Genomic DNA, 25733 nt, shown 5'->3' on the forward strand with positions numbered 1-25733 from the left:
TAAGGAAAGAGGGTAAGGATAATGGCTCAGGCAGCTACCCCCATTAAGACCGCAGCGACCCAGGGCGCTACCGGCAAGGTTACGCAGGTTATCGGCGCTGTCGTGGACGTTGCGTTCGAAGGCGAACTGCCGGCGATCCTGAACGCGCTCGAAACCGACAACAACGGCAACCGCCTTGTTCTCGAAGTTGCGCAGCACCTTGGCGAAAACGTCGTTCGTACGATCGCGATGGACTCGACCGAAGGTCTGGTTCGTGGCCAGCCGGTGGCTAACACCGGTTCGCCGATTTCGGTTCCGGTTGGTCTTGAGACGCTCGGCCGTATCATGAACGTCATCGGCGAGCCGGTTGACGAAGCTGGTCCGCTGAACACGGCAACCAAGCGCTCTATCCACCAGGAAGCCCCTGCCTACGTCGACCAGTCGACGGAATCGGAAATCCTCGTCACCGGCATCAAGGTCGTCGACCTGCTGGCACCTTACGCAAAGGGCGGCAAGATCGGCCTGTTCGGCGGCGCTGGCGTCGGCAAGACGGTTCTGATCATGGAACTCATCAACAACGTCGCCAAGGCGCATGGCGGTTACTCCGTCTTCGCAGGTGTGGGTGAGCGTACCCGTGAAGGTAACGACCTTTACCACGAAATGATCGAGTCCGGCGTGAACAAGCACGGCGGTGGCGAAGGCTCAAAGGCTGCTCTCGTTTACGGCCAGATGAACGAGCCGCCAGGCGCACGTGCCCGCGTTGCTCTGACCGGTCTGACGATCGCTGAAAACTTCCGTGACGAAGGCCAGGACGTTCTGTTCTTCGTGGACAACATCTTCCGCTTCACGCAGGCTGGCTCGGAAGTGTCCGCTCTGCTCGGCCGTATCCCGTCTGCAGTTGGTTATCAGCCGACGCTTGCCACGGACATGGGCCAGATGCAGGAACGCATTACCACCACGACCAAGGGTTCGATCACCTCGGTTCAGGCCATTTACGTTCCCGCCGACGACTTGACCGACCCGGCACCTGCAACCTCGTTCGCCCACCTGGACGCAACGACGGTTCTGTCGCGCTCGATCGCCGAAAAGGGTATCTACCCGGCTGTTGACCCGCTCGACTCCACCTCGCGCATGCTCGACCCGCTGATCGTTGGCGAAGAGCACTACGAAGTGGCTCGTAAGGTTCAGTCGACCCTGCAGCGCTACAAGGCTCTTCAGGACATCATCGCCATCCTCGGCATGGATGAACTGTCGGAAGAAGACAAGCTGTCGGTTGCCCGCGCCCGTAAGATCGAGCGCTTCCTGTCCCAGCCGTTCTTCGTTGCCGAAGTCTTCACCGGTTCTCCGGGCAAGCTCGTGGCTCTCGAAGACACGATCAAGGGCTTCAAGGGTCTCGTCAACGGCGAGTACGACCACCTGCCGGAAGCGGCATTCTACATGGTCGGCTCCATGGACGAAGCCATCGAGAAGGCAAAGAAGCTGGCTGGCGAAGCCGCTTGATGTGATTGAACTGGTGCGCGGTTTTTCGCCGCGCGCCGTTGCCCCCCGCGACATCGTCTGTCGCGCAATCAGAAGAAGTGAATAGCCATGGCCGACACTTTCAAATTCGAACTTGTTTCTCCTGAGCGTCTCTTAGTTTCCGAGACGGTCAGCGAGGTCGTGATTCCGGCGACGGAAGGCGAAATGACGGTTCTGGTAAACCATGCGCCGGTCATGACCACGATCAAGCCCGGCATCGTGCGGGTAAAGACGGCGTCCGGCGAAACCCACAAATATGTGGTGTTCGGCGGTTTTGCCGACATCCTGCCAACCGGCTGCACGCTGCTTGCAGAGTCGGCCGTCTCGGCTGACGACATGAGCCCCGATGATCTGCAGAAGCGCATCGCGACGGCCCGTTCGGAGATCGAGGAAGGCAACCACCATCACGATCACCTGACGAAGCTGGAAAAGCACCTTTACGAGCTGACGAACCTGCACGAGGTTCTCGTCGCCGCTTGAAAGGACCGGGCGGGGTCGCGCGAGCACCCGTCCACATAGGAAATGAGAAAAAAGCGGTCCTGGTGACCGCTTTTTTTTATGTTGGCGCGCCGCTCTCAACGGTGGAAATATCCAGCGCAGCATAAATAGCTACAGGGCGTCGAATGCGACTGTCGACGTTCCCGACGGCTTTCAGGCCGATGACGTCACCCGGCTTATGTCACATCCTATCTCAGGGACAATCAGAGCGCCGCGCGTGCTATTGGACGCACAAAGGATGCTCTATCTTCGTTGATCGGCGCGTTGAGCTTTCCGCAAATCGGATGCGATTTTCGCCCAGATGCTGTCGGCCTTCAGAACTCCGTCCATTCCGCGGCAACGACGGCCGGTGCCGCTGAACCATGGCGTCGAGCCGGCGCGGGTCTCACAGCTGTGAAGACCTCTCGGGCAGGAGCAGGCGCAGCAGCCGGGGCTCCGGTCGCGAATCCCACATCAAACTGTGTCAGGAGTTGGCGGAGCGTCTCCGCCTCACGTGCAAGCCCATGGCTGGCTGCCGTCGTCTCTTCCACCATGGCGGCGTTCTTCTGCGTGGCCTGGTCCATGAGGTTGACGGCGTTGTTGATTTCGCTGAGGCCTGACGCCTGTTCGCGTGCCGCTTCGACAATGGCCGCCACGTTGGTGTCGATCAACTCGACCTGGGATGCGATATCCTTCAGGGCCTCGCCCGTTTCGCCCACCAGCCCCACACCGCGCGCCACATGCGCGCCTGATGCATTGATCAGTTGCCTGATCTCCTTGGCCGCTGCGGCGGAGCGTTGGGCAAGATCGCGCACCTCCTGCGCCACGACAGCAAAACCCTTGCCGGACTCGCCCGCGCGCGCCGCCTCAACGCCAGCATTCAGCGCCAGAAGGTTTGTCTGAAAGGCGATACTGTCGATGACGGTGATGATGTTGGTGATTTCACCGGCGGAATGGGAGATGGCGTCCATGGCGGCGATGGCACGTTGAACGATCTCACCGGAGCGCTCGGCGTTCGCCTTCGTCGCGCTGACGAGGCGGCCCGCCTCATCGGCCCGCTGGCTGGCGTCCGCGCCCGTGGTGGTGATTTCCTCGAGCGCTGCGGCGCTCTCCTCCAGAGAGGCGGCCTGCTGCTCCGTGCGCTGCGCAAGCTGGTCTGCGGCGACACGGATCTCTGCCGAGCCGGAGGCGATGATCTCCGAGTTCTGCGCCACGGTCTGCATCGTAATGCGCAGCTTCTCGATGACCTCGTTGAAGTCGCTTCTGAGCTTCTCCATGCTGGGCACGAATGGGGTGTCGAGCCTCTGGCGCAGATTGCCTTCAGCGAGTGCGCGCAGTGCCAGGCCGAGAGTCGAGATCGCGCTCATGCGTGGTGTCACGTCGGTGGCAAATTTCACCACCTTCACCACCGCGCCCCTGTCGTCAAGGATAGGATTGTAGGCTGCCTGGATCCAGACCTCTTTGCCATCCTTGCCAAATCGGACGAACTCGTCGGAGATGAATTCACCGGAGGCCAGCCGTCGCCAGAAATCGCGATAGGCCTCCGAGGTGGCATAGGCTTGCTCGCAGAACATGCGGTGATGACGGCCCTGGATATCGTTTAAGCCATAGCCCAGAGTACGACAGAAATTTTCGTTGGCGGTGATGATGTCGCCTGCTGGTGTGAACTCGATGACCGCCTGGGAGCGGGAGATCGCCTCCAGCTTGCTGTTATCCTCTTTTGCCTTCAGCTTCTTCTGCGTGATGTCGCTGGCGATCTTCACCACCTTGTAGGGCTTGTTGCCGCGAAAGACGGGATTGTAGGACGCCTCGATCCAGATTTCTCGCCCGTCTTTGCGCAGCCGCTTGAACTCGCCGGTCTTGAAGGAACCTGACGCAAGCGCGCTCCAGAAGTCACGGTAGTCTGGGGAGGTGACAAAGTCCTGATCACAAAAGATCCGGTGGTGCTTTCCCACGATGTCGGACAGTTCATAGCCCAGTGCAGCACAGAAATTCGCGTTTGCATCCAGCACATTGCCGTGCAGATCGAATTCGATCACGGCTTGCGATGCGGAGAATGCCTTTAAAACATTGGTCTTGTCTGCGCTCTTTACCAGCCAAAACATTTTCTTCTCCAGGACAGCCGAAATGTTGAGGTCGTGCTCCTGGTTAACTGAGCACAAGAACGCCCGTTACTTGCGCATCGGCCGGATCGATTATGCGCTCGTCTAAGTGTATTAGAGCAAATTAATATTAAAAGTTTCTTTCTTAGCGCGAGCGCAATAATGACGTGTAGAAAATACTCTTGTGTGGTGCGGTGATGGCTTCGGAGGTCAGCGGGATCAATCCGGTGTCTCGCTCCGCAAGGCCTCCAGGGAAAAGCAAAAAGCCGCGCGGAGCTGTCCGCACGGCTTTGATGATTGGTCTTGAAGATGAGGTGCCGATCAGGCGGCCAGTTCATCCATATCGGTTCCCTTGAACATCTTGGCGAGGTTCAGGAAGCAGATCATGCCATGCTCGTTGGCAATGATGCCTTCGGAGAAGGACTTGTCGAAGGAGGCGGAAACTTCCGGAACCGGTTGAACCTGGCTCGCCGGGATGGTCAGAATGTCGGAGACGCGGTCGACCAGCATGCCGATGACCATGTTGTGCACTTCGGCAACGACGATGGCGCTGCGCTCATTGGCAACCGTGCTCGTCATGCCAAGCTTGTAAGCCAGATCGATGATCGGAATGACCGAGCCGCGCAGGTTCATGACGCCGATCACATCCGGTGGAGCATGCGGGATGGGCGTGGACGGTGCCCAGCCGCGGATTTCGCGGATCGTGGTCGTCTTGACGCAGAATTCCTGATCGTGAAGACGAAACGCTATGATTTCGAGGGTTTCGCCGCCGAAGTTTGTCGAGTTGATCATTGCCATCAGAATTCTTCCCAATCCTTTTGTGTCGGAGCCAGAGCAAGAGAACCGGATGTCGCGTAGACCGCGGGTTTCGGCTTCCTCTCCGGAGCGCGCGCAACGGGCGTTCTTTGTTCCAGCTTCACTGGTTGATTCGTAACAGAAGAATGTTTCTCAAATCTAAATTGCGCGAGAAGTTCGTGCAGGACATGCGCTTCATGCGCGAGGCCGTGGCTGGAGCCGGTCGTCTGCTCCACCATCGCGGCATTTTGCTGAGTGTTGGTGTCCATGGCTTCAACGGCGTGGTTGATTTCCTTGATGCCGTTGGCCTGGTCATGCGCCGTCTCGACGATCGCCGCGACATTGGTGTCGATCTCCGCCACCTGGCCGACGATCTTGCTCAGCGCGTTGCCGGTCTCGCCGACGAGATCGACGCCTTCCTTTACCTGCGAGGCGGAGGTGTTGATCAGCGTCTTGATTTCTTTTGCCGCATTGGCCGAGCGTTGCGCCAATTCACGCACTTCCTGCGCCACGACCGCAAAGCCCTTGCCGGCTTCTCCGGCGCGTGCCGCTTCGACACCGGCGTTCAGTGCAAGCAGGTTGGTCTGGAAGGCAATGTCATCGATGACGCCGATGATGTTGCCGATCTCGTTGGAGGATTGCGAGATGCGGCCCATGGCATCGATTGCCTTGCCGACGATGAGGCCCGACTGTTCCGCATCAGCCTTCGTATTGGCAACGAGGCGGCCTGATTCTTCGGCACGCTCGGCGTTTTGCGCCACGGTGCGAGTGATCTCGTGCAATGCCGCCGAGGTTTGTTCAAGTGCCGCCGCCTGCTGTTCGGTACGCCGCGCGAGGTTGTCGGTGGCGTCGCTGATTTCACGCGCACCCATGGTAATGCTGCTGGTGCTTTTCGCCACATCGCGCATTGCGCCTTGAAGCTTTTCCAGCGAGGCGTTTAGATCGTGGCGAACTTTTTCCAGCGTCGGGGTAAAGGGTACGGAGATCGTGCCTGTCAGGTCACCATTCGACAATGCCGTCAGGCTGGCGGCAAGATCGTCCACAGCCACAACGCGATCGGTCACGTCGGTCGCGTATTTGACGATCTTGAACACCTTGCCGTTCTCATCGAAGATCGGATTGTAGGATGCTTGGATCCAGATCGGCTTGCCGCTTTTACTCAAGCGCTTGTACTCGGCTGCGGTAAATGTGCCGCCAGCCAGAGTCTTCCAGAATTCATTGTAGGACGGATCGTTGCGGACGCTGTCTTCGCAGAAAATGCGGTGATGCTTTCCCTGAATTTCTTCAAGTTTGTAGCCGACGGCATCGAGGAAATTCTGGTTCGCCGTGATGATGTCGCCGGTCGGGGTGAATTCGATGATGGCCTGCACACGCGAAATCGCCTCCAGCTTCCCGGCATCTTCGGACGCTTTCCGCTTCGTTTCGGTGATGACGGTTGCAAGCTTGACGACGCTCTTGACGCTGCCGCCGGCCATGACCGGATTGTAGGAGGCCTCGATCCAGACTTCCTGTCCGCCATTGGCGATCCGCTTATACTGACGCTTGTCGAAACGGCCAGCCGCGAGATTTTTCCAGAACTGCCGGTAATCATCGCTGTTTGCGTAGGACGGTTCGCAAAACATGCTGTGGTGCTTGCCGATCAACTCATCGGCTGTGTAACCCATCGCGGCGCAGAAATTCTCATTCGCAGACAGGATTTTTCCAGAAGTGTCAAATTCGATAATCGCCAGAGAACGACCAAGAGCGGCTAGAACCGCCTTGGCATGGGTTCCAGGAAGAGAAAGCATTCAGTGAACTCCATCACTCACGGTTCAACCGCAAGGTCACACCACTATTGCGTTGCGTGCAGACAAGAGCCTTAAGCGCAACCGGCGCGGATGGTTCAGGGCAACAACAATTGTTTTAGCCCATCAAATTTAAAAATCTCTGAATTTTGAAGGGTTTGACTATTCTCGCGATGCTACCTGCCGAACTCCTAAGGTTCACGCAAAAGTTGCTCAATATTCCTTCTCATAGAAGACGCCGGCGGCGCCTTCTCCATCTCCACCGGCGGAGCCGCGCAGCTTCACGCCACGGCCGACATCGAGATTGATGATCGCCTTGGCGCCGGAATCACCGCTCTGCTCAAGCTCGAGATAGGTTCTGTCGTTGATATATTTGCCGGCGGAGACACGCGCGCGTCCCTCGGCGTCGGTGGAGATATCGAGATCGTCAATGCCCAGATTGCTGCGCAGGCTGTCGAAAAGAGAAGTGGAGCGGCCGCCGGCGAGTTGGCTTGCCGCATCTGCCAGCCGTGCAATCTGCAAGGGCGAGAGTTTCGACATGGACTGGCCGAAGATCAGCTGCGCCATGATCTCGTCCTGTGGCAGCGCGGGAGAGGAGCTGAAGGCGAAGGACGGATCGTTTGCATTGCCGCTGACGGTGACCGTCACGGTGTTGGAGCCTACGGTGGAGTCGGCAGACATATTGAGAACGGGGATCAGGCCGCCGCCGAACGTGATGTCGCCATTGGTGAAATCAAGTCGACGGGTCAGAATTTCCAACCGGCCGCGGCGCATGGTGAAACCGCCAGAGACCTGTGGGTTCGCCGCCGTGCCGCGAACCGTCAGATTGCCGTTCAGCTCGGCGTCGACACCACGACCGCGCACGAAAATGCCACTTGGCGCATTGATCTGAAGATCGAGACCAATGGAGGACGAGGTGCCGTCGCCACCCTGGTCGGACCGCAGTTCAGCGTCCTGACGCCGGACCGCAGGAGGTGCGTTCTTGTGCTTGATGTCGATTTCCGTCAGCGAGGCCGGCAGGCGCTCAGGAATGGTGATGGCGCTCTTATCCAGCGTGATCGTTCCGGCCAGCATGGGCGAGGTCAGTACCGGCCCCTTCAACGTCACTGTACCGCTGGCCTGAGTGGAGAACAGCGTACCGTCCACGTATGTGGCGCGGTTCAGCGTGAGGCTGAGATCAGCCGGGAAACCCGCGCCGGGATTGATGCCGATGGTGCCGGAGCCCGAGAGCGTGCCGCCGCCTGACATGGCGCCCGTCAGCCGCGAAATGGTGGCGACATCGCGGTTAAAGCTGATCGTCGCGGCTATATTGTTGATGGTCAGATTGCGGCGAACATCAGTCACGCGGGCGCCGTCCGTGGTGATCGTGCCCGTCACCGATGGCGCGGTTGCCGTGCCTTCGATGCGAATATCGACAGCAGCGGAGCCGTTGACGACGAAGCCCTGGGCGGATGTCTGGGCTGCGAGCGCGGCAAAGGGAATATTGCCCTTGAAGCTCATGGCAAGCGGTCGGTCACCAGCAAGGCCGAGCGTACCGCCGCCGGAAAGCGCCAGGCCGCCACCTGCGGATAGCGTCGTATCAAGCCGCAACGTCTGCCCGGCATAACGGCCATTCGCCTTGATGCCCAAGGGGCCAAGGCCTGCGGCGCGTGTCTGGGCCACCGCTGCATCCGACCAGGTCAAATCGTAATCGACAGCCGGATCGGTCGCTGCCCCTTTTGCCACGACCGTGCCGGAAATGGTGCCTGCGGCATCGAGCCCCGGCGAGAAAGCATTGGCAAGATTGGCGGGCAGCGCGCGGATGGCGACGTTAAGATCAAGCGTGGACCCAGCCGTCCCGTTGACATCGACCCGCCCGTTGCCTGTCTGGATGGTGAGGCCTGCGATACGGGCAGCGCCGTTTTCGATGGCGATCACAGTGGGGGCGGCAAGCCGCACCGGAATGCCGCGCGGCGTTGCCGAGAAGGCGTCCACGGAGACGGTCATCGGCGAGGCACCGGTGTTTGCCCGACCTTTGAGCACCAGCGGCGCATTGTCATAACGACCGTTGAGATCAAATGTGGTGGCGTTGGCGGCGTGATCGATGTCAAGCGTGATGCCGGAGAGGGCCGCGGCACCCGCATCGATCTTGTCCGCCTTTACATTGCCGTTGATGGCGAGCGCCAGAAGATCGTCCACCTTCAGATCGGCCACCAGTCCGGCAATCGTCGTGGTGCCCTGCCGGAGGGTGTTGCCGCTGGCGCGGATGGTGGCGGCAATCTTGCCATTGGTATTGCTAATGGCGACATCGCCCTTCAGGTCGCCGCTTGCCTGCTGGGCGGCAAGCGCTGCCAAGAGCGAAATATCGGGGAAATCGAAGGAGAGGTCGCCGGATGGCAGGAATTGCGGCGTCAGTTGCAGCTTGCCGGTCAAGACATTCGGGCCGACCTTGACGTTCAGCTCCGGAATGGCCGTGCCTTCACCCGTCTGCACGAGCGCGGCAGAGGCATCGATCGGCTGGTTGTCGAGCGTACCGGTCGCCTGGAACTTGGCTTGCGGGGCTGCGACATCCGCCTTGCCGCTGGCGGAAACCTTGAGCGATTGCAGCGAGCGTCCCGCCAATGTTGCACGGGCCGCCGAGAGATTGGCGGTGAAATCCGCCGCATTGATCGGGCCGTTTGCCTCCAGCGAAAAGTCGAGCGAACCTTGCGCCCGCGGTGACAGCTTCTGCAGCGAGGGCAGGCGGCCGGAGAGTTTTGCGCCGATCGTGCCATTGTCGAGGGTCACATCGCCATTGGCTTCAAGCGTGCTCGATTTCACCACAAGGTTTTCAAGGCTGGTTGCGCCGCCGATGAGGCTGTTGACATAGCCGTCAATCGCAATCGTCCCGTCGAATTTCTCAGACAGACCAGCCGGCAGTACGGAGGGCAGCACGAAGAGGCGCAAGTTGGATGAGACGCGGCCCTCGGTGAGATCGTAGGAGCCACTTGCCGTGCCGCCGATGCTGGCGCTTTCCAGTGTGGCGCCTTCAAAGGCGATGGATTGCGGCGAGACGCGCAAGGGCGCGCTGAGCTTCAACGGTGCCTTGACGGCGCGCTCCAGATCGGGCGCGGTCAGCGCCGACTGATCGACGGCAAGCAGCGTGCGGATCGTGCCGGTGCGGCTGGCAACATTCAGATCGTCGCTGGTTGCGGTCAGCTTCACACCCTGAAGCGTGCCTTGCGGCGCGGTGAGCGAGCGCAGCGACACGACGGTGTTCAATCTGGCCGCATCGGCATTGCCGCGCAGGCTGAGATCGATGCCATCGACCAGCGCCTCAACCTCGTCCTGCCCAAGCGGCAGGCGCACATCGACGGGGCCGTTGGTGCCGATCAGATTGGCGGTAAGATCGTTCTGGCCTTGGGGATCGATGCTGCCGGAGGCCGTCAGGATCAGAGCGCCGGTTTCCAGATTGCCGCTTTCGACGCTGATGCGCCCTTCCGGCGAAATGGATGTGGCAAGGTCGATCTTGGTCTCTCCGGTAAAGAGCTGGCGCATCAGTGGTGGCAGCAGCCGATCCGGCTCCCCGCCGCCCTGCAGCGTGATCCGGCGCGTTCCATCGGATGCGAGGCTATGACGGCCATCAAGCGTCAGGACCTGATTTCCGCCAACGGAGCCGACGAGCTTGCCCGTCCAGTCCGATAGCGGTCCATCGCCATTGAGGTCGATCGAGACGGCGGGAGCGCCGGGAAGACGCAACAGATTGGCGAGCAGACCGCCTTCCGGCTCGTTCAACAGCGCCTTGAGTTTCAGCACGTTCTCGCCCGGAACATAGGCGAAGTCGGCGTCGATCGAGGCGCGCTGTTCGTCCTTGCGGGTGACGGAGAGGGAGGCTGTGATCGTGTCGGATGCGGCATAGCCATGGCCGGATGCGCTGAGCGAGAACGGACGGCCGGCAAGCTTCTGGCCAAGTTCGATATTCGGCAGGGAGAGATCGTCAATGGCCACTTCGACAGGCAGGGTGAAGCTGCCGGAACTCTGATCGGCCGGTTCCGTCGATGGAAGAGGGAGACGATCGACGGTGATAGTGGCGGCTGTCAGCTTCTCGGCATGGAATTTACCGGTCAGGAGATCGAGCGGCGACCAGTCGAGCTCGACGCCGTTGAGCTTGGCATAGGGGCCATCCCGATCGGCAATCGTCACCGCGTCCAGCCGCAGCCTGCCGCTCAACAGGCCTTCCGGCGGCGAAATGGTGATCGTCCGATCCTTGCTGGAGGCAAGCCGTGAGACTTCGTCTGCTACGAAACGTGCGCCGAAGGGGCTCAAGCCCAGGAAAAGAACCACCACCGCAACAAGGGCGATAGCCCCGAGTGCGATATAGGCGAACCACTTCAGCAATCGAATCAGCATTGTCATGAAGGATAATCTACACTTCGCTTCGTCGTCGTGACAGGTGTGGACATTGTGCCTTTGAGAGGCCAAGCCCGGCGTGGTTGGCTATACCTTCTTCAGCGTCAGAAGGCTTGTCCGATACCGGCGTAGATGCCGAAGCTGCTGCCGTTCGGATATTTCTCCAGCGGCATGGCGACATCAAGACGCAAAGGTCCGAAAGGTGTCTGATAGCGAAGGCCAATGCCAGCGCCGGCACGGATATCGGAAAAATCCGGGGTGATCTCGGAGGAGACGATCCCCGCGTCGACGAAGGGCACGATGCCGATGGTCTCGGTCACCTTGATGCGTGCTTCCAGCGAGGTGACGATATAGGAGCGCCCGCCGGTCGCTTCGCCATTGGCCGCATAGGGCGAGATTTCCTGGTAACTGTAACCGCGCACCGAGCCGCCACCGCCCGCAAAGAAGCGGCGTGTGGTGGGAATATCTTCCAGAGAGCCGCCGCCAACCAGCACGCCGCCTGCGAGCTTGCCCGCCAGCACCACCTGATCATCCGAGCCGAGGCCGAGATAGCCTGTGGTCGAGCCCTCGAGCGAACTGAAGATCGTGCCGTTCAAGGCTTCATAGCTTGGCGTGGCCGCAATCGAGGCGCGGAAGCCCTGCGTCGGGTTGAGCTTGTCATTGCGCTTGTCGCGGACAAATTCCAGGGGGACCGAGGTCGTCAGATACTGGTTTTCACCGAACGCATCCTCGGTGTTTTCCCACTCGACTTCGAGACCGGCAGATGCGGTGTCGTAGTCGTTGAAATCATAGGCAAAGCCAGCATAGGCCGTCACCGTCTGGGCGTCGTAGCTATCCGGATGCTCGGTCTTGGCTTTCAGGCTCGCGGTGAAGGTGGTCTCAGGCGTAAAGATCCCGGGCTTCACGAAGGTGATGCCGGCGGAATAATCCATGTCCTGAACGGTGGACGCTTCCCCAAGGCGCGTGACGGCACCTTCGATGCGGAGCGACTCGGCTTTTCCAAAGAGGTTCCGGTGGCCCCAATAGCCCTGCAATCCAGCGCCTTCGGTGGTCGAATATTGCGCGCCGACACCGAAATAGCGGAACTTGCCCTCCGACACTTCGATGGTCAGCGGCAATGTTCCGTTCGGCGCCAGCGTGTTGGCTTCCTTGATGGAGATGCTCGAAAAGACGCCGAGCTTGCGCAATCTGTCAGAGGCCTTGCGCAGTCTTTCCGGCGAGTAGGGCTCGCCGCTGTTCAAGCGCGAGTATCGGCGGATGAAGTCGGCATCAACGGCCCGGTCGCCCTTGACCGTCACATCCCCCGTTGCGGCGATAGGGCCGGCTTCTGCCACCATGGTCAGATCGACTGTGTTGTTAGCGTGGTTGGCGACGGCCTCGCGCTTGGTCAGCTTGGCGAAGGGCCGGCTTTCGGACTTCAGGTCTTCGATCAGCTTGTTGCCGGCGCGAATGATGGCGAGGGAGCCTGCGTCCCCGCCGGTCACGAGACCATATTCAGCGGGTGTGTGCCCGCCCACTTCACCCTCAAATCGTACGGTGCCGAGCGTGAAGACCGGTCCCGGCGTCACATCGATAACGATCGGCACAGGCCCAGAGGTGTTGAAGGTCGGAACGGGCGGGATGGAATCGATATCCTGCCCGGCAATGGTGATCTTGACGATGCCGCCATAGCGCGCGTTCTCATAAAGGGCCGCAACCAGCCTATCGCGATCGTCCTTGGCGCGGATCAAAAGCCCAAGATCGCCCGATGCCGGCTTGTCCGGCTCTGCTACCAGAAGAGAACTCTTTTCCAGACTGTCGCGCAGCTTGCTATCCGCACCCGGTGTGTTGAGGGTCACGGTAAATTTGACGGGATTGAGAACTTCATTCTCTTTGTCGTCGTCGGAGCCCCACAGCTGGATGCCGAAGATCTTCAGCGCGAAGGCCTCGCGCACGAAACCCGGAGAACAGGTAACGGCTGCCGCCACCGCCAATGCAGTGCCTGCCCTCCAGTACGCAATACTCTTCCGTTGGTCAGTCCGCTTGTTTGGCATACGCTGCTTTATGGTTGAGCATTTATTATTGCTCCCGCCCGTTTATCCTTCGTTAAAGCGCGTGGCGATCCAAAACAAATCGCGCGCTCCGCCTCCCGTCCGTCGCAAACCTGCGGCGCAGACAACGGCTTTGCCGTTTTGCGCTGGCTGCTGTTACCCTCAAATTTAATCATAAATCCGACACAGGGGGCACCCCAAAAACGGTCACATGCGTGTGGAAACAAAAAAGCCCCGGTTTTTGCCGGGGCTTCTGATGCAATTGTGCCACGCCTTAGCGGCAACGTGCCGTGTAGCGCTGACCGTACTGGTCGCGATAGTAGCAATAGCCCGGCTCGGACGCGCGACCGATAAGGTAGCCCGTCGCGCCACCAATCAGACCGCCGACTGCCGCGCCGCGCACGTTACCGGTAATCGCGCCACCAGCCAGCGCACCGATCACTGCGCCGCCACCAGTGGTCTTTTCGGTCTGCGTGCAGCTTGCGAGCGCCAGACCCATAACAGCAAAAACAACAGCCTTCTTCATGAACTCTCTCCACGTTACATTTGAGCTCGATGGCTCTCGGTAGGCGTCCCAATACATCTGCGGCGACTGCTACCTCCGACCGCTGCAGATATCTAACAAGTCGAGTGTTACTGTGGAAGCCCCCATTTAAGGCTGCGCTCCCCTGGTCAATCGATTGTGCCCTACTCAACGGCGCGTTGATTAAAAGGTTCCAAATTTTTTAGCAGTTTGACATGAATCAAGTTTGTCATTCCTTTAGAGTCTTATAAGAATATTGGAACGGTTCAAAAGTGGAGGCGAATTGACGCAGCGATGCAATATCGGCGTCAAGGGGGTTGACGGTTCAAGGAGGTGGACCGAAAACGCTTGCACGTATTCTGGAGCATGGAATGGACTTCGAGGCATATTTCAAGACCGAACTGGATGGCTTGCATTCGGAAGGCCGCTACCGCGTTTTTGCCGACCTCGAGCGGCAACAGGGACATTTTCCGAAGGCAACCCGTTACACCGCCGATGGTGAAAAGCGCGACGTCACGGTCTGGTGCTCCAACGACTATCTCGGCATGGGTCAGAACCCCAAGGTGATCGAGGCGATGAAAGCCGCGATCGATCACTGTGGCGCGGGTGCGGGAGGCACCCGGAATATCTCTGGCACCAGCCATTATCACGTCAAACTCGAGCGCGAACTTGCCGATCTGCACGGCAAGGAATCGGCGCTGATCTTCACTTCCGGTTACATCTCTAACTGGGCGACGCTTGGTACGCTTGGTCAGAAGATCCCTGGCCTGATCATCTTCTCGGATGCGCTGAACCATGCCTCGATGATCGAGGGCATTCGTTACGGCCGCTGCGAGAAGGTCATCTGGAAGCACAACGATCTGGAAGATCTGGAAGCCAAGCTGAAGGCCGCCGATCCGGCAGCACCCAAGCTGATCGCCTTCGAATCGGTCTACTCCATGGATGGCGATATTTCGCCGATCAAGGAGATCTGCGATCTCGCCGACAAGTACGGCGCCATGACCTATCTCGATGAAGTGCATGCGGTCGGCATGTATGGCCCGCGCGGTGGCGGCATCGCCGAACGCGAAGGCCTGATGGACCGCCTGACGATCATCGAAGGAACGCTCGGCAAAGCTTTCGGTGTGATGGGCGGCTATATTGCAGCGTCGGAAGCGCTCTGCGACTTCATCCGTTCCTTTGCCTCCGGCTTCATCTTTACGACAGCACTTCCGCCGTCTTTGGCAGCCGGTGCCGTGGCTTCGATCCAGCACCTGAAGGCCAGCCCCTTCGAGCGTGCCCGTCATCAGGAGCGCGTGCGCACGCTGCGTTCCATGCTGGACGCGAGCGGCATTCCGCATATGGCAAACCCCAGCCACATCGTTCCGGTGATGGTGGGCGATGCCGCCAAGTGCAAATGGATTTCCGATATCCTGCTCGATGACCATGGGGTCTATGTGCAGCCGATCAATTATCCGACCGTGCCGCGCAAGACGGAGCGTCTGCGCATCACGCCGACCCCGCTTCACACCAATGCGGATCTGGAAGGTCTGGTCGGTGCGCTTCATCAGCTGTGGTCGCGTTGCGCGCTGGCGCGGGCTGTCGCCTGATCGTCACCTCGTCTTTCTGAAAAGGGGCGCAGCTTGCCGGCTGCGCCCCTTTTTACGTTTTAATGCTCAAGCATTTCCTGGACGATCTCCTTGCCCGACAGGGATGACGGGTAGTAGGTCGGCCAATTGGTCAGCTCCTTCAGCACCGTGGCGCGGTCATCACCCCAATAGAGGTGGTAGTGGCCAGCCTTTTGCGGCGCGATGGTGTGGTCGCTGAACTGGATATATTGCGGTGCGGATGCATCGCCGCCGGTCTTCTTGAAGATGTAGCGAACGCCGCGATTTCCCTTCTTGTAGGTCAGGATTTCGTAACCGTCGCTGGCATACTTGCCTTCGGTGGCCTTGCCGCCCCGATAGAAGGTCACGTCGTCGCCCTTGATGGTGATGCGGTTGACGTCGGTCTTGTAGCCGACATCATATTCCTCACGAAACGCCTTGGCGCTCTTCTTGCCGTGCTCGGCCTTGTGCTGCATCACCGGATCGAGCGTGCCATCCACCAGATAGGGATAGACCGACTGCCAATCGCCTTCCCAATCGGAGAGCGGGCGCTCCTTCACGGCGCTGTCCTCGAAGTAGCCCTTATAGACGTCGCTGGAGCCGTGCGAGTGCCCATGGGAATGGTTATGGGCGTGGTTGTGGCTTTCGGACTTTGCCGGCGCTGATTTCTCCTGTGCCGCCGCGGCAGTGGACAGAAGCAGCAACGCGCTGACGGAGAGGGCGAGGGCTTGCGTGAGTTTCATCGTGTTTCCTCATTTGTGATGTAATAACGTAACAAGACGCGACATAACGAGAAAGCTGGGGCGTGGCAAGTCGGGATCGACATTTTACGCACAGCTACGCGCCCGATGGCGTCCACCGGGTCGTCGTCCTGTCGATCACCTGTGAGGAGAGGCCCTAAGCGGCCTTCTGCTTCTGCCGGATCACATCCTCGGCATAGGCGCGGGCTTGCGTGTCGGCGGCCAGAATGGCATCGATCGTATCGGCTGGCCTGCCATCATTCATCCGCTCCATAACGGATTCAACCGTATCGGCCATATGCAGGAAGCCGATCTTGCCATCGACGAAGGCGTGGAAGGCGGTTTCCTCCGCGGCATTCAATACTGCACCCTGCACGCCGCCGCGTTGCAGCGCCAGACGCGCGAGCCTGATCGAGGGGAAACGGTCCTCGTCCGGTGCCTCGAAATCCAGCCGTGCCAGCTTGGCAAAATCCAATCGCTCGACATCGAGCGTGCCGCGGCCGGGATAGGTCAGGGCATAGGCGATCGCCGTGCGCATATCCGGGCAGCCGAGCTGGGCGATGACCGAACCGTCGGTATAGGCCACCATGGAATGAATGATGGATTGCGGATGGACGATCACTTCGATCTGCGAGGGCTCAAGGTCGAAAAGATATTTCGCCTCGATCATTTCCAGCGCCTTGTTGAACATGGAGGCACTGCCAATCGAGACTTTCAAGCCCATGGACCAGTTGGGATGGGCGCGCGCGATCTCGGCGGTGACGTCATCCATCTGCTCGCGGCTCCAGGTGCGGAACGGGCCGCCGGATGCGGTGAGGACGATGCGCTCCACCTTGTCGCGGTTCTGAGGCTCCAGGCACTGGAAGATGGCGCTGTGTTCGCTATCGACCGGGATCAGCGTGCCGCTGCCCTCGCGCATGGTGGAGATGAAGACATCGCCGCCGGTGACGAGGCACTCCTTGTTGGCGAGTGCGATATTGGCACCGCGACGCGCGGCTGTGAGCGTCGGTTCAAGCCCGGGCGTGCCGGCAATCGCCGCCATGACCCAATCGGCCTCCAGGCTTGCGGCTTCCTGCAAGCCGCTTTTGCCCGATGCGACGGCAATGCCGCTTCCGGCCAGTGCGTCTTTCAGTTCGGCATATTTTTCGTCATCGGCGGTGACGGCGAGCTTCACGCCAAGTTCGCGCGCCTGTTCAGCCAGCAACGCCACATTGCCTGCCCCTGTCAGCCCCAAGATCTCGAAGCGATCGCGTCCGCCAAGCTGGCGGATGACATCCAGCGTGTTCGTTCCAATTGAGCCGGTGGCGCCGAGGACGGTCAGTTTTTCAGGCGGGGTGCTGCCCTTTTGGCGTGTCATGTGAAATCCGACTTTGGTGGAAACTGTTACCTCATGGCTCTACAAGCGAAACCGGGGCAGAACAAGGTCAAAGCCTGTCAGCGATTTTTCGCCACTATTGCGTCCTCTTCCTCACCGATGACATCTGCGTGCGTCGCTTGCCAATAATGGTGTGAGCATGCAGGTTGTGTGGCTTGATGCGACGCGCCCTGACGCATTGGATACGGCATTGATAAATAGAGGATTTTCATGAAGCGATTTTTGATCTCCAGCGGCTGGATTTTCGTCATCACCCTGTTGCTGGTGCTTGTTTTCATTCCCTTCGATCCGCGCATCTCGGAGCGGGCGCAGGCGCTTCCCGGCTCAATCGTCGGCTTCAACAAAGCGATCACCGATTTTGGCACCTTTCGCTGGATGCTCTACAGCACCGGGCTCTTTGCCATCCTTGCCTATATTGCCGCGCGCTTTCTGCTGGCGAGCCCCTATTCGGGGAGGCTGCGCACCGCATGGCGGCTCTTTGCCTATTTCTTCCTGACGATCGGCAGCGCCAGCATCTTCGTGCATCTTTTGAAATTCCTGATCGGACGTGGACGTCCCGAACTCTATGCCGAGATCGGCGCCTACAGCCTGACGCCATTTACCGGCGACAATCTCTATGAGAGCTTTCCCTCCGGCCATTCCACGGCGGCGGGTGCCTTCTTCGGCGCCTTTGCCATGCTGATCCCGCGCTTTCGCTATGTGTTCATGGCGCTGGCGCTCGTCATCGGCGTTTCGCGGGTGATCGTCGGGGCGCATTATCCAAGCGATGTGGCGGCGGGCCTTCTGCTCGGCATCTGGACGGCCATGCTCTTCGCCTTTATCTTCGCGCGCAAGGAATGGTTGTTCCGTTTGATCAAGGGCTGGCCCTATCCGAAGAACACGCCGCTTCCGCCTGCCGATCAGGCATGATGACACAGGACATTGCCATGCCAAGCGACGACCACGACGACGCCCAGGCGATAGAGACCACGGTTGCCATCGTCGGCGGTGGGCCGGCGGGCATGATGCTCGGTCTGCTTCTGGCGCGGGCGGGGATCGATGTCACCGTCATCGAAAAGCATGGCGATTTTCTGCGCGATTTTCGCGGCGATACGATCCACCCCTCGACGATTGCACTCATCGAGCAACTGGGTTTTGCCCAGGAATTTCTGGCGCTGCCGCATACCAAGGCGGAGAAGCTGCATGCGGATGTTGGCGGTCACAAGCGCACCATCGCGGATTTCTCCTGGCTGCCGGTCAAACACAAGTTCATCGCCTTCATGCCGCAATGGGATTTTTTGAACTTTCTCGCTGGCAAGGCCGGACAGTTCGAGAGCTTCCGCCTGTTGCACAATGCGGCTGTCAGCGACCTTATCGAGACCAAGGGGAAGGTGAGCGGCCTCAAGCTCTCCACGCCCTCCGGCGTCCTTACCGTGAAGGCCGATCTGGTCGTTGGTGCCGATGGCCGCAATTCCACGGTGCGCGACAAGGCCGGGCTGCATGTCGAGCGCTTCGGCGTTCCGACGGAAGTTCTGTGGATGCGGCTTTCGAAACAGCCGGGCGATCCCAACGAGACCATGGGCCATGCCGGCCCGCAGCAGGGCTTCGTGCTGATCGATCGTGGAGACTACTGGCAATGCGGCTATGTGGTACGCCGCGGCGTGTATTCCGAGATCAGCGAGAAAGGCATCGAAGCTTTCCGCACACGTGTCGCCGAGGTCTGCCCGCTGCCCGCCGAGCGGCTGCAGGAGATCAAGAGCTTCGACGATGTGTATCTTCTCACCGTCCGCATCGACCGGCTGACGCAATGGTGGAAGCCCGGCTTGATCTGCATCGGCGACGCCGCGCACGCCATGTCGCCGATTGGCGGTGTGGGCGTCAATCTCGCCATTCAGGATGCGGTGGCGGCGGCCAATATTCTGGTGCCGGCTTTTCGCGATCGGGGCGTCGTTTCCGATGACGATCTGGCGGCGATCGAACAGCGCCGGACCTTTCCGACGAAAGCCACGCAGAAGCTGCAATTGATGATGCGCAGCAAGAACCGCAAGGACCACGAGTCGGCCCCCAAGGCCAAAGGTCCGCCCGCCTTCGTGCGCGCGATAATGCGCTTTCCGCTGCTTGCGCATCTGGCGGGCCGCCTGATCGGGCTTGGGTTTAGGCGCGAGAGGATCAACTATTAAGCGGGCTGTCGGGCGTGGGGGTGCCTTGGAGACACCACACGTTTCCGGCTGATTCGGCCTTCAACACAGTGCGAAAACCTCTCCGCCGTCATCCTCGGCCTTGAGCCGAGGATCCACTGGTAGGATCGTAAACGCTTGAAAATGTGGATCCTCGGGTCAAGCCCGAGGATGACGAGGTGGAGGGATTTATCCCCATAACAACCTTGTGCGGAAGACGCCTTCTGACCTCAGGTGACTGGATACGCGGCCGTTGCTGTAAGGGCTGAAACCCTATTCATCGTCCATCTGATGCTCAGCATAGAGCCTACGCAGAACGCGCGCCGTGCCGTTGGCGCCATCGAGATCAAGGCTGATCTCGCCGGGCTCCGGTAGCGCCAGTGCTGCCCTGATCGCCTCTGCCATGGTCTGCGGCGAGATGGCGCTTTCCTCCAGCACCTGGGCAAGGCCAAGCTTTTCCAGACGCGAGGCGCGGGCGCCCTGTTCGGTTTCTCCGCCAGCAGCGAAGGGGATGAGCAGCGAACGGCATTTGGCCTGCAGGATATCGCAGACGGTGTTATAGCCGGCCTGCGAGATGGAGAGCTTGGCACCCGAGAGAAGGCTGGCGAAATCCTTGCGGAAGCGGAAGACGGAGATCGTTTCGCCGGCTTGAGCCGAGATCGCATCGAAATCCGCCTGCGGCATGTTGGGGCCGGTGATCAGGCACCAGGTTTTCAGTTCGGGGATGTTGGGTGCGGCGGCAAGCGCTGCTTTCAGAAGCGCACCGCCCACGGCGCCGCCGCCTGCCGAAACCGCCACGTCGAAACGCTCCTGCGGCGGCTGTGGTTTTGCTGGGGCAACAAGGCCTGTATAGACAATGCGCTGGCTGATCTGTTCGGCAAGCGGAAAGGTCTCTTCCAGCCGTACGAAGTTCGGATCGCCATGGACGAGCACCGTGTCGAAGTGCTTCTTGACGAGGTCGATGGTCTCTTCGTCGCGGCCGGGCTTGGCACGCTCCTGCAGGATATCGCGCAGCGACGTCATCACCAGTGGGCGCTTGATGCTTTTCTCGATGGCGGCGAGCAGCGGCAGCAGTTCGAAACGCACTTGTCTGCGGCCAAAGGGAAAGGCCTCGATGATGACGATGTCCGGCATGGCGCCGTGATAGGCACCGAGCAGCATGCTGGTACGATTGTCCTTGAAGGCATCGTCCACCGGCGCGCCATTGGCATCGACGAGGCCTGCAAAATTGCCATCGGCCACCGCCACCGGCGGCAGTTCGACATGGCGTATGCCTTCTCCCGGAAAGCCCGGAACCGGCGTTCCGCCTGTCACCATCGTCACGTCGAAACCATCGGCGACCAGTGCATGGGCCACGCGGCTGGCGCGGGCGATATGGCCGATGCCGAGGAGATGCTGGACATAGAAGAACACGCGAGGTGCTTGTGTAGCGTCGGTGGCAGTGGTCACGGGGTCTTCTCCCATTCCTGTTCGAAGAGATTTTTGAGGTCGGTGATGCTGGTGCGGTGATCGAAGGCGGTGCGCACGCGGTGTTCGGCGGCAGCGCCCAGCCTTGATCTCAGTGCCGGATCGGAGATGGCACGCTCCAGCGCTTTCGAGACGGCGGCTCCGTTTTCGGGCTCTGTCAGCAGGCCGTTTTCGCCATCCACGAAGAATTCCGGAATGCCCGAAATATTGGTGGAGACGCAGGTCAGCGCCTGGCTCGCGGCTTCCACGAGAACATTCGGCAGGCCGTCGCGGTCGCCATCGGCGGTGATGCGGCAGGCGAGCGCAAAGAGATCGGCCTTGCGATAGTGCTCCAGCACCTGTTTCTGATCCATCGCGCCTGTCCAGATGATCCTGTCGGCAATACCCAGTTGCTCGGCGAGCGCTTTCAGCGCCGCCAGTTCGTCGCCGCCACCAATATGGGTGAAGCGCCAGTGCAGAGACTGTGGCAGGGCGGCAAGCGCCTTCAGCAGAATGTCGATGCCCTTCTTCTTCACCGCGCGGCCAACGCTCAGAATCTGCACCGGATCGGCGGGGTCTGAGCCATCGCGTGGCGGGCGGGTACCCTCCATCGGCGGGAAGCGCGTGAGGTCGAGGCCGTGATAGCTTAAGTGCACCGTGGCTGGAGTGGGCGACAGGGCCTGCAGATGGCGATAGCCACTGGCGGTGCAGGTTACCGCCCAACGGGCGCTGCCGAGCTTGTAGGCGAGATCGGCATCCGTCGAAGTCCAGATATCCTTGGCATGGGCCGAGATCGTCCACGGAATGCCGGTGATCAGATGCGTATAGGCGGCAACGGAAGCGGGCGTGTGGATGAAGTGGACGTGCAGCCAGCCGGCATCCCGCGGCCATTCATGGGAGAGCACCGCCGCCTGACCGAATCGGCGGAAGCGGTTGCGCGAAACGTCGTGGCGGAGATCGTGGAGGAATTGGCGCAGCGCCTTGCCGAAGCCGGGCTTCTTCCGGCACGCCCACAGCGCTTTCAGCACGCGCAGCGGTTCCTCATGCAGATATTCCGGCAGGTAGGTGACGGGCGCGCGAATTTCGTCATGCACCGGATGGCGCTTCTTGTCGGTCGGGCGGCGCATGGAGACGAGGTCGAGGTCGAGACCTGCTCTTTCCAGTCCCAGCAGTTCCTGTGCGATGAATGTTTCGGAGAGGCGCGGATAGCCTTTCAGCAGCACCACGATTTTCTTTTTTGCGGTCACGTCGTCGTGCCTTCTTTTCTTTGGCGCAATCGTCCTTTGCGCAATGCCGGCTAATGTGAGGGGCGCAACATCACCAGACGTTTCGCGGACATCCTTCTGCCCGCCTCAGGCGGTGGCGGAGATGACGTTTGGCGTATCGTCCGGTTGCAGCCATTCTGCAACGCGCCGCGAGATGTTCTCCAAGCCGTCGAGCTTCATGTTGCGGCCATTGGCAGAGGGTGGCGGGCGTTTCAACAGCGCCTTCAGCGCCTTTGCCATCAGTTCTGGATTTTCCGCTTCTTCGGGCGAGAGCATGTCGAACAAGCCAAGTTCAGAGGCACGGCTGGCGCGGATCAGCTGTTCTTCACGCGGCACGATCCGCGGCACCACCAGTGCCGGCTTGTCGAAGGAGAGGATTTCGCAAACGGTGTTGTAGCCGCCCATCGACACCACGCCCTGCGCCCCGGCAACCAGATCTTCCATGCGGTTGTCGAAGTCGATGATTTCCATCTGCGGAATATCGGCAACGTTTGCTGCAAATTTCTGCCGCTGTTCGGTCGGCATATAAGGCCCGAGCACAACGAGCGCCTTCTGGGTGAGGGTTCGATCGAACTTGTAGGCGCGGATCACGTCGTCGATCAGCTCGCTGCCATCGCCACCGCCACCGGTCGTCACCAGAATATAGTCCTCCTCATGCCGGTTGGGGTTATCGCCCCGCGTCTTGGAGCGTTGCAGGAAACCGACGAATTCGGTCTTCTCGCGGACCCCGGGGGGCACCTCGAGGCCGGACAGCGGATCATGGAAATCCGGCGGGCCATAGACCCAGACATGGTCATAGAAGCGCTCGATCTTGTTCAGCACGTCGTTGCGCTTCCACTCGGCTTCCAGCAGTTGCGGCGCATCCATCACATCGCGCAGGCCGATGACCAGCTTGGTGCCGCGCGATTTCAGATAGGTGAGGGTTTCTTCCACTTCGCCGCGCAGCCCCATCGGCTCCTTATCGACGATGAAGATATCCGGCTGAAAGCTCTCGGCGGTGTGGTAGATGATCGAGCGGCGCATCTTCAGGGTTTCCTGAAGATCGATATGCTGGTCGAGCGAAGTGTACTCGCCGTTTCTAAGCTTGATGACGCTTGGGATTTTCACGAAGTCGACGCGCGCGCGATAATCGAAGGCGCCTGCAATGGTGGCGCCAGAAATGATCAGGACATTCAGGCCGCGATAATCCTCCACCAGCGCATGGGCAATGGTGCGGCATCGACGCAAATGTCCAAGCCCGAAGGAATCGTGGCTGTACATCAGAATGCGTGCATCGTTTAAACGAACTGTCACGAGCAGAACCTCTTCTTACCGCTTGGGCGTGCGGTGAGTGTCTTTATGCGGAAGGCGCAGAAGCGCCTTGTCTTGTCGCATGCCGTGGTCGCAAAACCGCCAAGCATGCTTGCAGTGAACCCCATCATTTAAACGGGTCTGCTGCATCACGTAGTCCATCGCCAAGGAAATTAAAGGCGAGCACGACGAGGACGACTGGAAGAATCGGGATTAGGAGCCAGGGATACAAGGCAATCACGCTGACGCTTCGCGCTTCCGTGAGCAGAATGCCCCAACTTGTGATCGGCGGACGAAGGCCGAGCCCCAAGAAGCTCAGTGCCGTTTCGCCGAGGATCATGCCTGGAATGGTGAGTGTTGCGGACGCAATCAGGTGCGACATGAAGCCGGGGATCAGATGGCGGCCGATGATGCGGCTGGTGCTGGCGCCCATCAACTGGGCGGAGAGCACATAATCCTCCTCGCGCAGTGCCAGAAGCTTGGAGCGCACGGCGCGTGCAAGCCCCGTCCAGTCCAGGAGGCCAAGGATGACGGTGATGCCGAGATAGACGAGGATCGGGCTCCAGGTGACCGGCATGATGGCGGCGAGCGCCAACCACAGCGGAATGCTGGGGATCGATTGCAGCACCTCGATGATGCGCTGGACGATGAGGTCGAAAACGCCGCCGCGATAGCCTGCCAGGCCCCCGATCACGATGCCGAGGACGAAGCTCATGGCTACGCCGAAAAGGCCGATGGTCAGCGATATGCGCGCGCCATAGATGATGCGCGACAGCACGTCGCGGCCAAGCCTGTCGGTGCCCAGCAGGAACATCTGGCCGTCCTTTGCCGGGCAGACGAGGTGGATGTTGGAATCGAACAGCCCCCAGAAAGTGTAGCCGTCGCCACGGCAGAAGAAGCGGAGTTTCTGCACATCTGTCGGCACATCGGAATAGACGCGGCGCAGATTGTCCATGTCGAGGCTCATGGTGCGGCCATAGACGAAGGGGCCGACGAACTCGCCGTCATGGAAGAGGTGAATGCTCTGCGGCGGAGCGTAGATGTTCTCCACGTCGCGCGTGTGGAGATTATAGGGTGCCAGAAACTCGCAGATGAAGATCGAGAGATAGGCTAGCAGCAGGAAGACGCCGGAATAAAGCGCCAGCTTATGCTGCCGGAACTGCCACCACATCAGCTTCCATTGCGATGCCCGGCCGACCATGGCGAGCGCCGTTGTGGAGGGCTCCACCAGATAGGGATCGAAGGGGGCGGTGGAAATGTAATGCGGCAGCGGCTCGCCGGGCTTTGGAATGGATGAAGTCATTTGACGCTCCCACCTCCCAATCGAATGCGAGGATCGAGAATGGCGAGCGCAATATCGGAGATCAGCACGCCAATGACGGTGAGGAAGGCGAGGAACATCAGGAAGGAGCCGGCCAGATACATGTCCTGGCTCTGCAGCGCGCGGATCAGCATCGGGCCGGTGGTTTCCAGCGAAAGCACCACGGCGGTGATTTCCGCACCCGAAATGATGGCTGGCAGGATGGAGCCGATATCGGAGATGAAGAAGTTCAGCGCCATGCGCAGCGGATATTTGGTCAGCACCTTGAAGGGGTGAAGCCCCTTGGCACGCGCCGTCACCACATATTGCTTCTGCAATTCATCCAGAAGGTTGGCGCGCAGGCGCCGGATCATGCCTGCCGTTCCTGCCGTGCTGATGATGAGAACGGGAATCCAAAGGTGTTCGAGGATCGACTTGAACTTGTCCCAGCTCATCGGCTGGTTCAGATATTCGCGGTCCATCAGATGGCCGATGGATGTGCCGAACCAGATATTGGCGAAATACATCAGGATCAGCGCCAGCATGAAATTGGGAATGGCAATGCCCAGCAGGCCGAGGAAGGTCAGGCCGTAATCGCCCCAGCTATATTTATGCGTGGCGGAATAGATGCCGATGGGAAAGGCGACGATCCAGGTGACGATGATGGTGACGAAGGACACCAGAACCGTCAGCCACAGACGCTCGCCCACCACTTCACTGACCGGCAACTGGTATTCGAAGGAATAGCCGAAATCGCCAACCAGCATGCCCGTCGCCCATCTGAAGTAGCGAATGGGGGCCGGTTGGTCGAAGCCATAGCGGCTGCGCAACTCCTCGATTTCGGCCATGTTGGCCGTCTCGCCCATGGCGCGCATTTCCGCGACATAGCTTTCGAAGTAATCGCCCGGCGGCAATTCGATTATGGTGAAGACCAACATCGAAATCAGGATCAGCGTCGGGATCATGAAGAGGATGCGCCCGATAATATATCTGAGCATG

18 protein-coding genes are annotated in these 25733 nt (G+C 59.9%); 5 read left to right on the plus strand and 13 right to left on the minus strand.

Annotated elements, in window-relative coordinates; genetic code table 11:
- The first annotated feature begins 21 nt into the window (after positions 1-21).
- Positions 22-1479, plus strand: coding sequence for a F0F1 ATP synthase subunit beta (atpD, locus tag ACTJKV_RS20525; protein WP_062424871.1), 1458 nt, complete (start codon positions 22-24; stop codon positions 1477-1479).
- Positions 1480-1566: 87 nt separating this feature from the next.
- Complete coding sequence (locus tag ACTJKV_RS20530; protein WP_062424870.1) at positions 1567-1977, plus strand: F0F1 ATP synthase subunit epsilon; 411 nt, start codon at positions 1567-1569, stop codon at positions 1975-1977.
- Between the two features lie 332 nt (positions 1978-2309).
- Here ACTJKV_RS20530 and ACTJKV_RS20535 read toward each other — a convergent pair whose 3' ends face one another.
- The 6 genes from ACTJKV_RS20535 to ACTJKV_RS20560 all read right to left on the minus strand — a co-directional run bounded on the left by ACTJKV_RS20535 (position 2310) and on the right by ACTJKV_RS20560 (position 13579).
- The gene (locus ACTJKV_RS20535) at positions 2310-4079 is read right to left on the minus strand and encodes a methyl-accepting chemotaxis protein (RefSeq protein ID WP_274103383.1); all 1770 of its coding nucleotides are present in this window, start codon (positions 4077-4079) and stop codon (positions 2310-2312) included.
- Between the two features lie 318 nt (positions 4080-4397).
- Entirely contained in the window at positions 4398-4874 is a 477-nt protein-coding gene (locus ACTJKV_RS20540; protein ID WP_062424868.1) for a chemotaxis protein CheW, read from the minus strand.
- The gene (locus ACTJKV_RS20545; protein ID WP_112359253.1) at positions 4874-6658 is read right to left on the minus strand and encodes a methyl-accepting chemotaxis protein; all 1785 of its coding nucleotides are present in this window, start codon (positions 6656-6658) and stop codon (positions 4874-4876) included. The genes ACTJKV_RS20540 and ACTJKV_RS20545 overlap by 1 nt, the downstream gene beginning before the upstream one ends.
- Positions 6659-6868: 210 nt before the next feature.
- Positions 6869-11029 (minus strand): translocation/assembly module TamB domain-containing protein, encoded by a 4161-nt coding sequence (locus ACTJKV_RS20550; RefSeq protein ID WP_274103382.1) that lies wholly within the window; start codon positions 11027-11029, stop codon positions 6869-6871.
- 98 nt (positions 11030-11127) lie between these two features.
- Positions 11128-13056, minus strand: coding sequence for an autotransporter assembly complex protein TamA (locus tag ACTJKV_RS20555; protein WP_112954628.1), 1929 nt, complete (start codon positions 13054-13056; stop codon positions 11128-11130).
- 271 nt (positions 13057-13327) lie between these two features.
- A complete protein-coding gene (locus ACTJKV_RS20560; RefSeq protein WP_062424864.1) occupies positions 13328-13579 on the minus strand; it encodes a glycine zipper domain-containing protein in 252 nt (83 codons plus the stop codon).
- A gap of 368 nt (positions 13580-13947) precedes the next feature.
- On the opposite strand from ACTJKV_RS20560, the gene hemA reads away from it, so the two are divergent.
- Entirely contained in the window at positions 13948-15165 is a 1218-nt protein-coding gene (hemA, locus tag ACTJKV_RS20565) for a 5-aminolevulinate synthase (protein ID WP_062444330.1), read from the plus strand.
- A gap of 59 nt (positions 15166-15224) precedes the next feature.
- Here the strand turns inward: hemA and ACTJKV_RS20570 are convergent, their stop codons facing one another.
- Entirely contained in the window at positions 15225-15905 is a 681-nt protein-coding gene (locus ACTJKV_RS20570) for a metal-binding protein ZinT (protein WP_274103380.1), read from the minus strand.
- A 154-nt stretch (positions 15906-16059) separates the two neighbouring features.
- Complete coding sequence (gene dxr / locus ACTJKV_RS20575; protein WP_274103379.1) at positions 16060-17259, minus strand: 1-deoxy-D-xylulose-5-phosphate reductoisomerase; 1200 nt, start codon at positions 17257-17259, stop codon at positions 16060-16062.
- 228 nt (positions 17260-17487) lie between these two features.
- Here dxr and ACTJKV_RS20580 point away from each other — a divergent pair, with 228 nt between their 5' ends.
- Both ACTJKV_RS20580 and ACTJKV_RS20585 read left to right on the plus strand, forming a co-directional pair.
- Positions 17488-18186: a phosphatase PAP2 family protein gene (locus ACTJKV_RS20580; protein WP_112519445.1), complete on the plus strand. Its 699-nt coding sequence runs from the start codon at positions 17488-17490 to the stop codon at positions 18184-18186.
- A complete protein-coding gene (locus ACTJKV_RS20585; protein ID WP_440599371.1) occupies positions 18186-19436 on the plus strand; it encodes an FAD-dependent oxidoreductase in 1251 nt (416 codons plus the stop codon). The genes ACTJKV_RS20580 and ACTJKV_RS20585 overlap by 1 nt, the downstream gene beginning before the upstream one ends.
- Before the next feature lie 270 nt (positions 19437-19706).
- On the opposite strand, the gene ACTJKV_RS20590 is transcribed toward ACTJKV_RS20585, so the two are convergent.
- The 5 genes from ACTJKV_RS20590 to ACTJKV_RS20610 form a co-directional block, all read right to left on the minus strand.
- The gene (locus tag ACTJKV_RS20590) at positions 19707-20882 is read right to left on the minus strand and encodes a glycosyltransferase family protein (protein ID WP_440599372.1); all 1176 of its coding nucleotides are present in this window, start codon (positions 20880-20882) and stop codon (positions 19707-19709) included.
- Positions 20879-22126: a glycosyltransferase gene (locus ACTJKV_RS20595; protein ID WP_274103370.1), complete on the minus strand. Its 1248-nt coding sequence runs from the start codon at positions 22124-22126 to the stop codon at positions 20879-20881. Before ACTJKV_RS20595 ends, ACTJKV_RS20590 begins: the two co-directional genes overlap by 4 nt.
- Before the next feature lie 105 nt (positions 22127-22231).
- Complete coding sequence (locus ACTJKV_RS20600; RefSeq protein ID WP_062424857.1) at positions 22232-23437, minus strand: glycosyltransferase family protein; 1206 nt, start codon at positions 23435-23437, stop codon at positions 22232-22234.
- A gap of 124 nt (positions 23438-23561) precedes the next feature.
- On the minus strand, positions 23562-24737 hold the full coding sequence (locus tag ACTJKV_RS20605) for an ABC transporter permease (protein WP_130976832.1): 1176 nt from the start codon (positions 24735-24737) through the stop codon (positions 23562-23564).
- On the minus strand, positions 24734-25732 hold the full coding sequence (locus ACTJKV_RS20610; RefSeq protein ID WP_062444318.1) for an ABC transporter permease: 999 nt from the start codon (positions 25730-25732) through the stop codon (positions 24734-24736). The genes ACTJKV_RS20605 and ACTJKV_RS20610 overlap by 4 nt, the downstream gene beginning before the upstream one ends.
- Position 25733: the final 1 nt, after the last annotated feature.

The sequence above is a fragment of the Agrobacterium sp. 22117 genome, from assembly GCF_052045735.1.
In the GTDB taxonomy this organism is placed as follows: domain Bacteria; phylum Pseudomonadota; class Alphaproteobacteria; order Rhizobiales; family Rhizobiaceae; genus Agrobacterium; species Agrobacterium cavarae.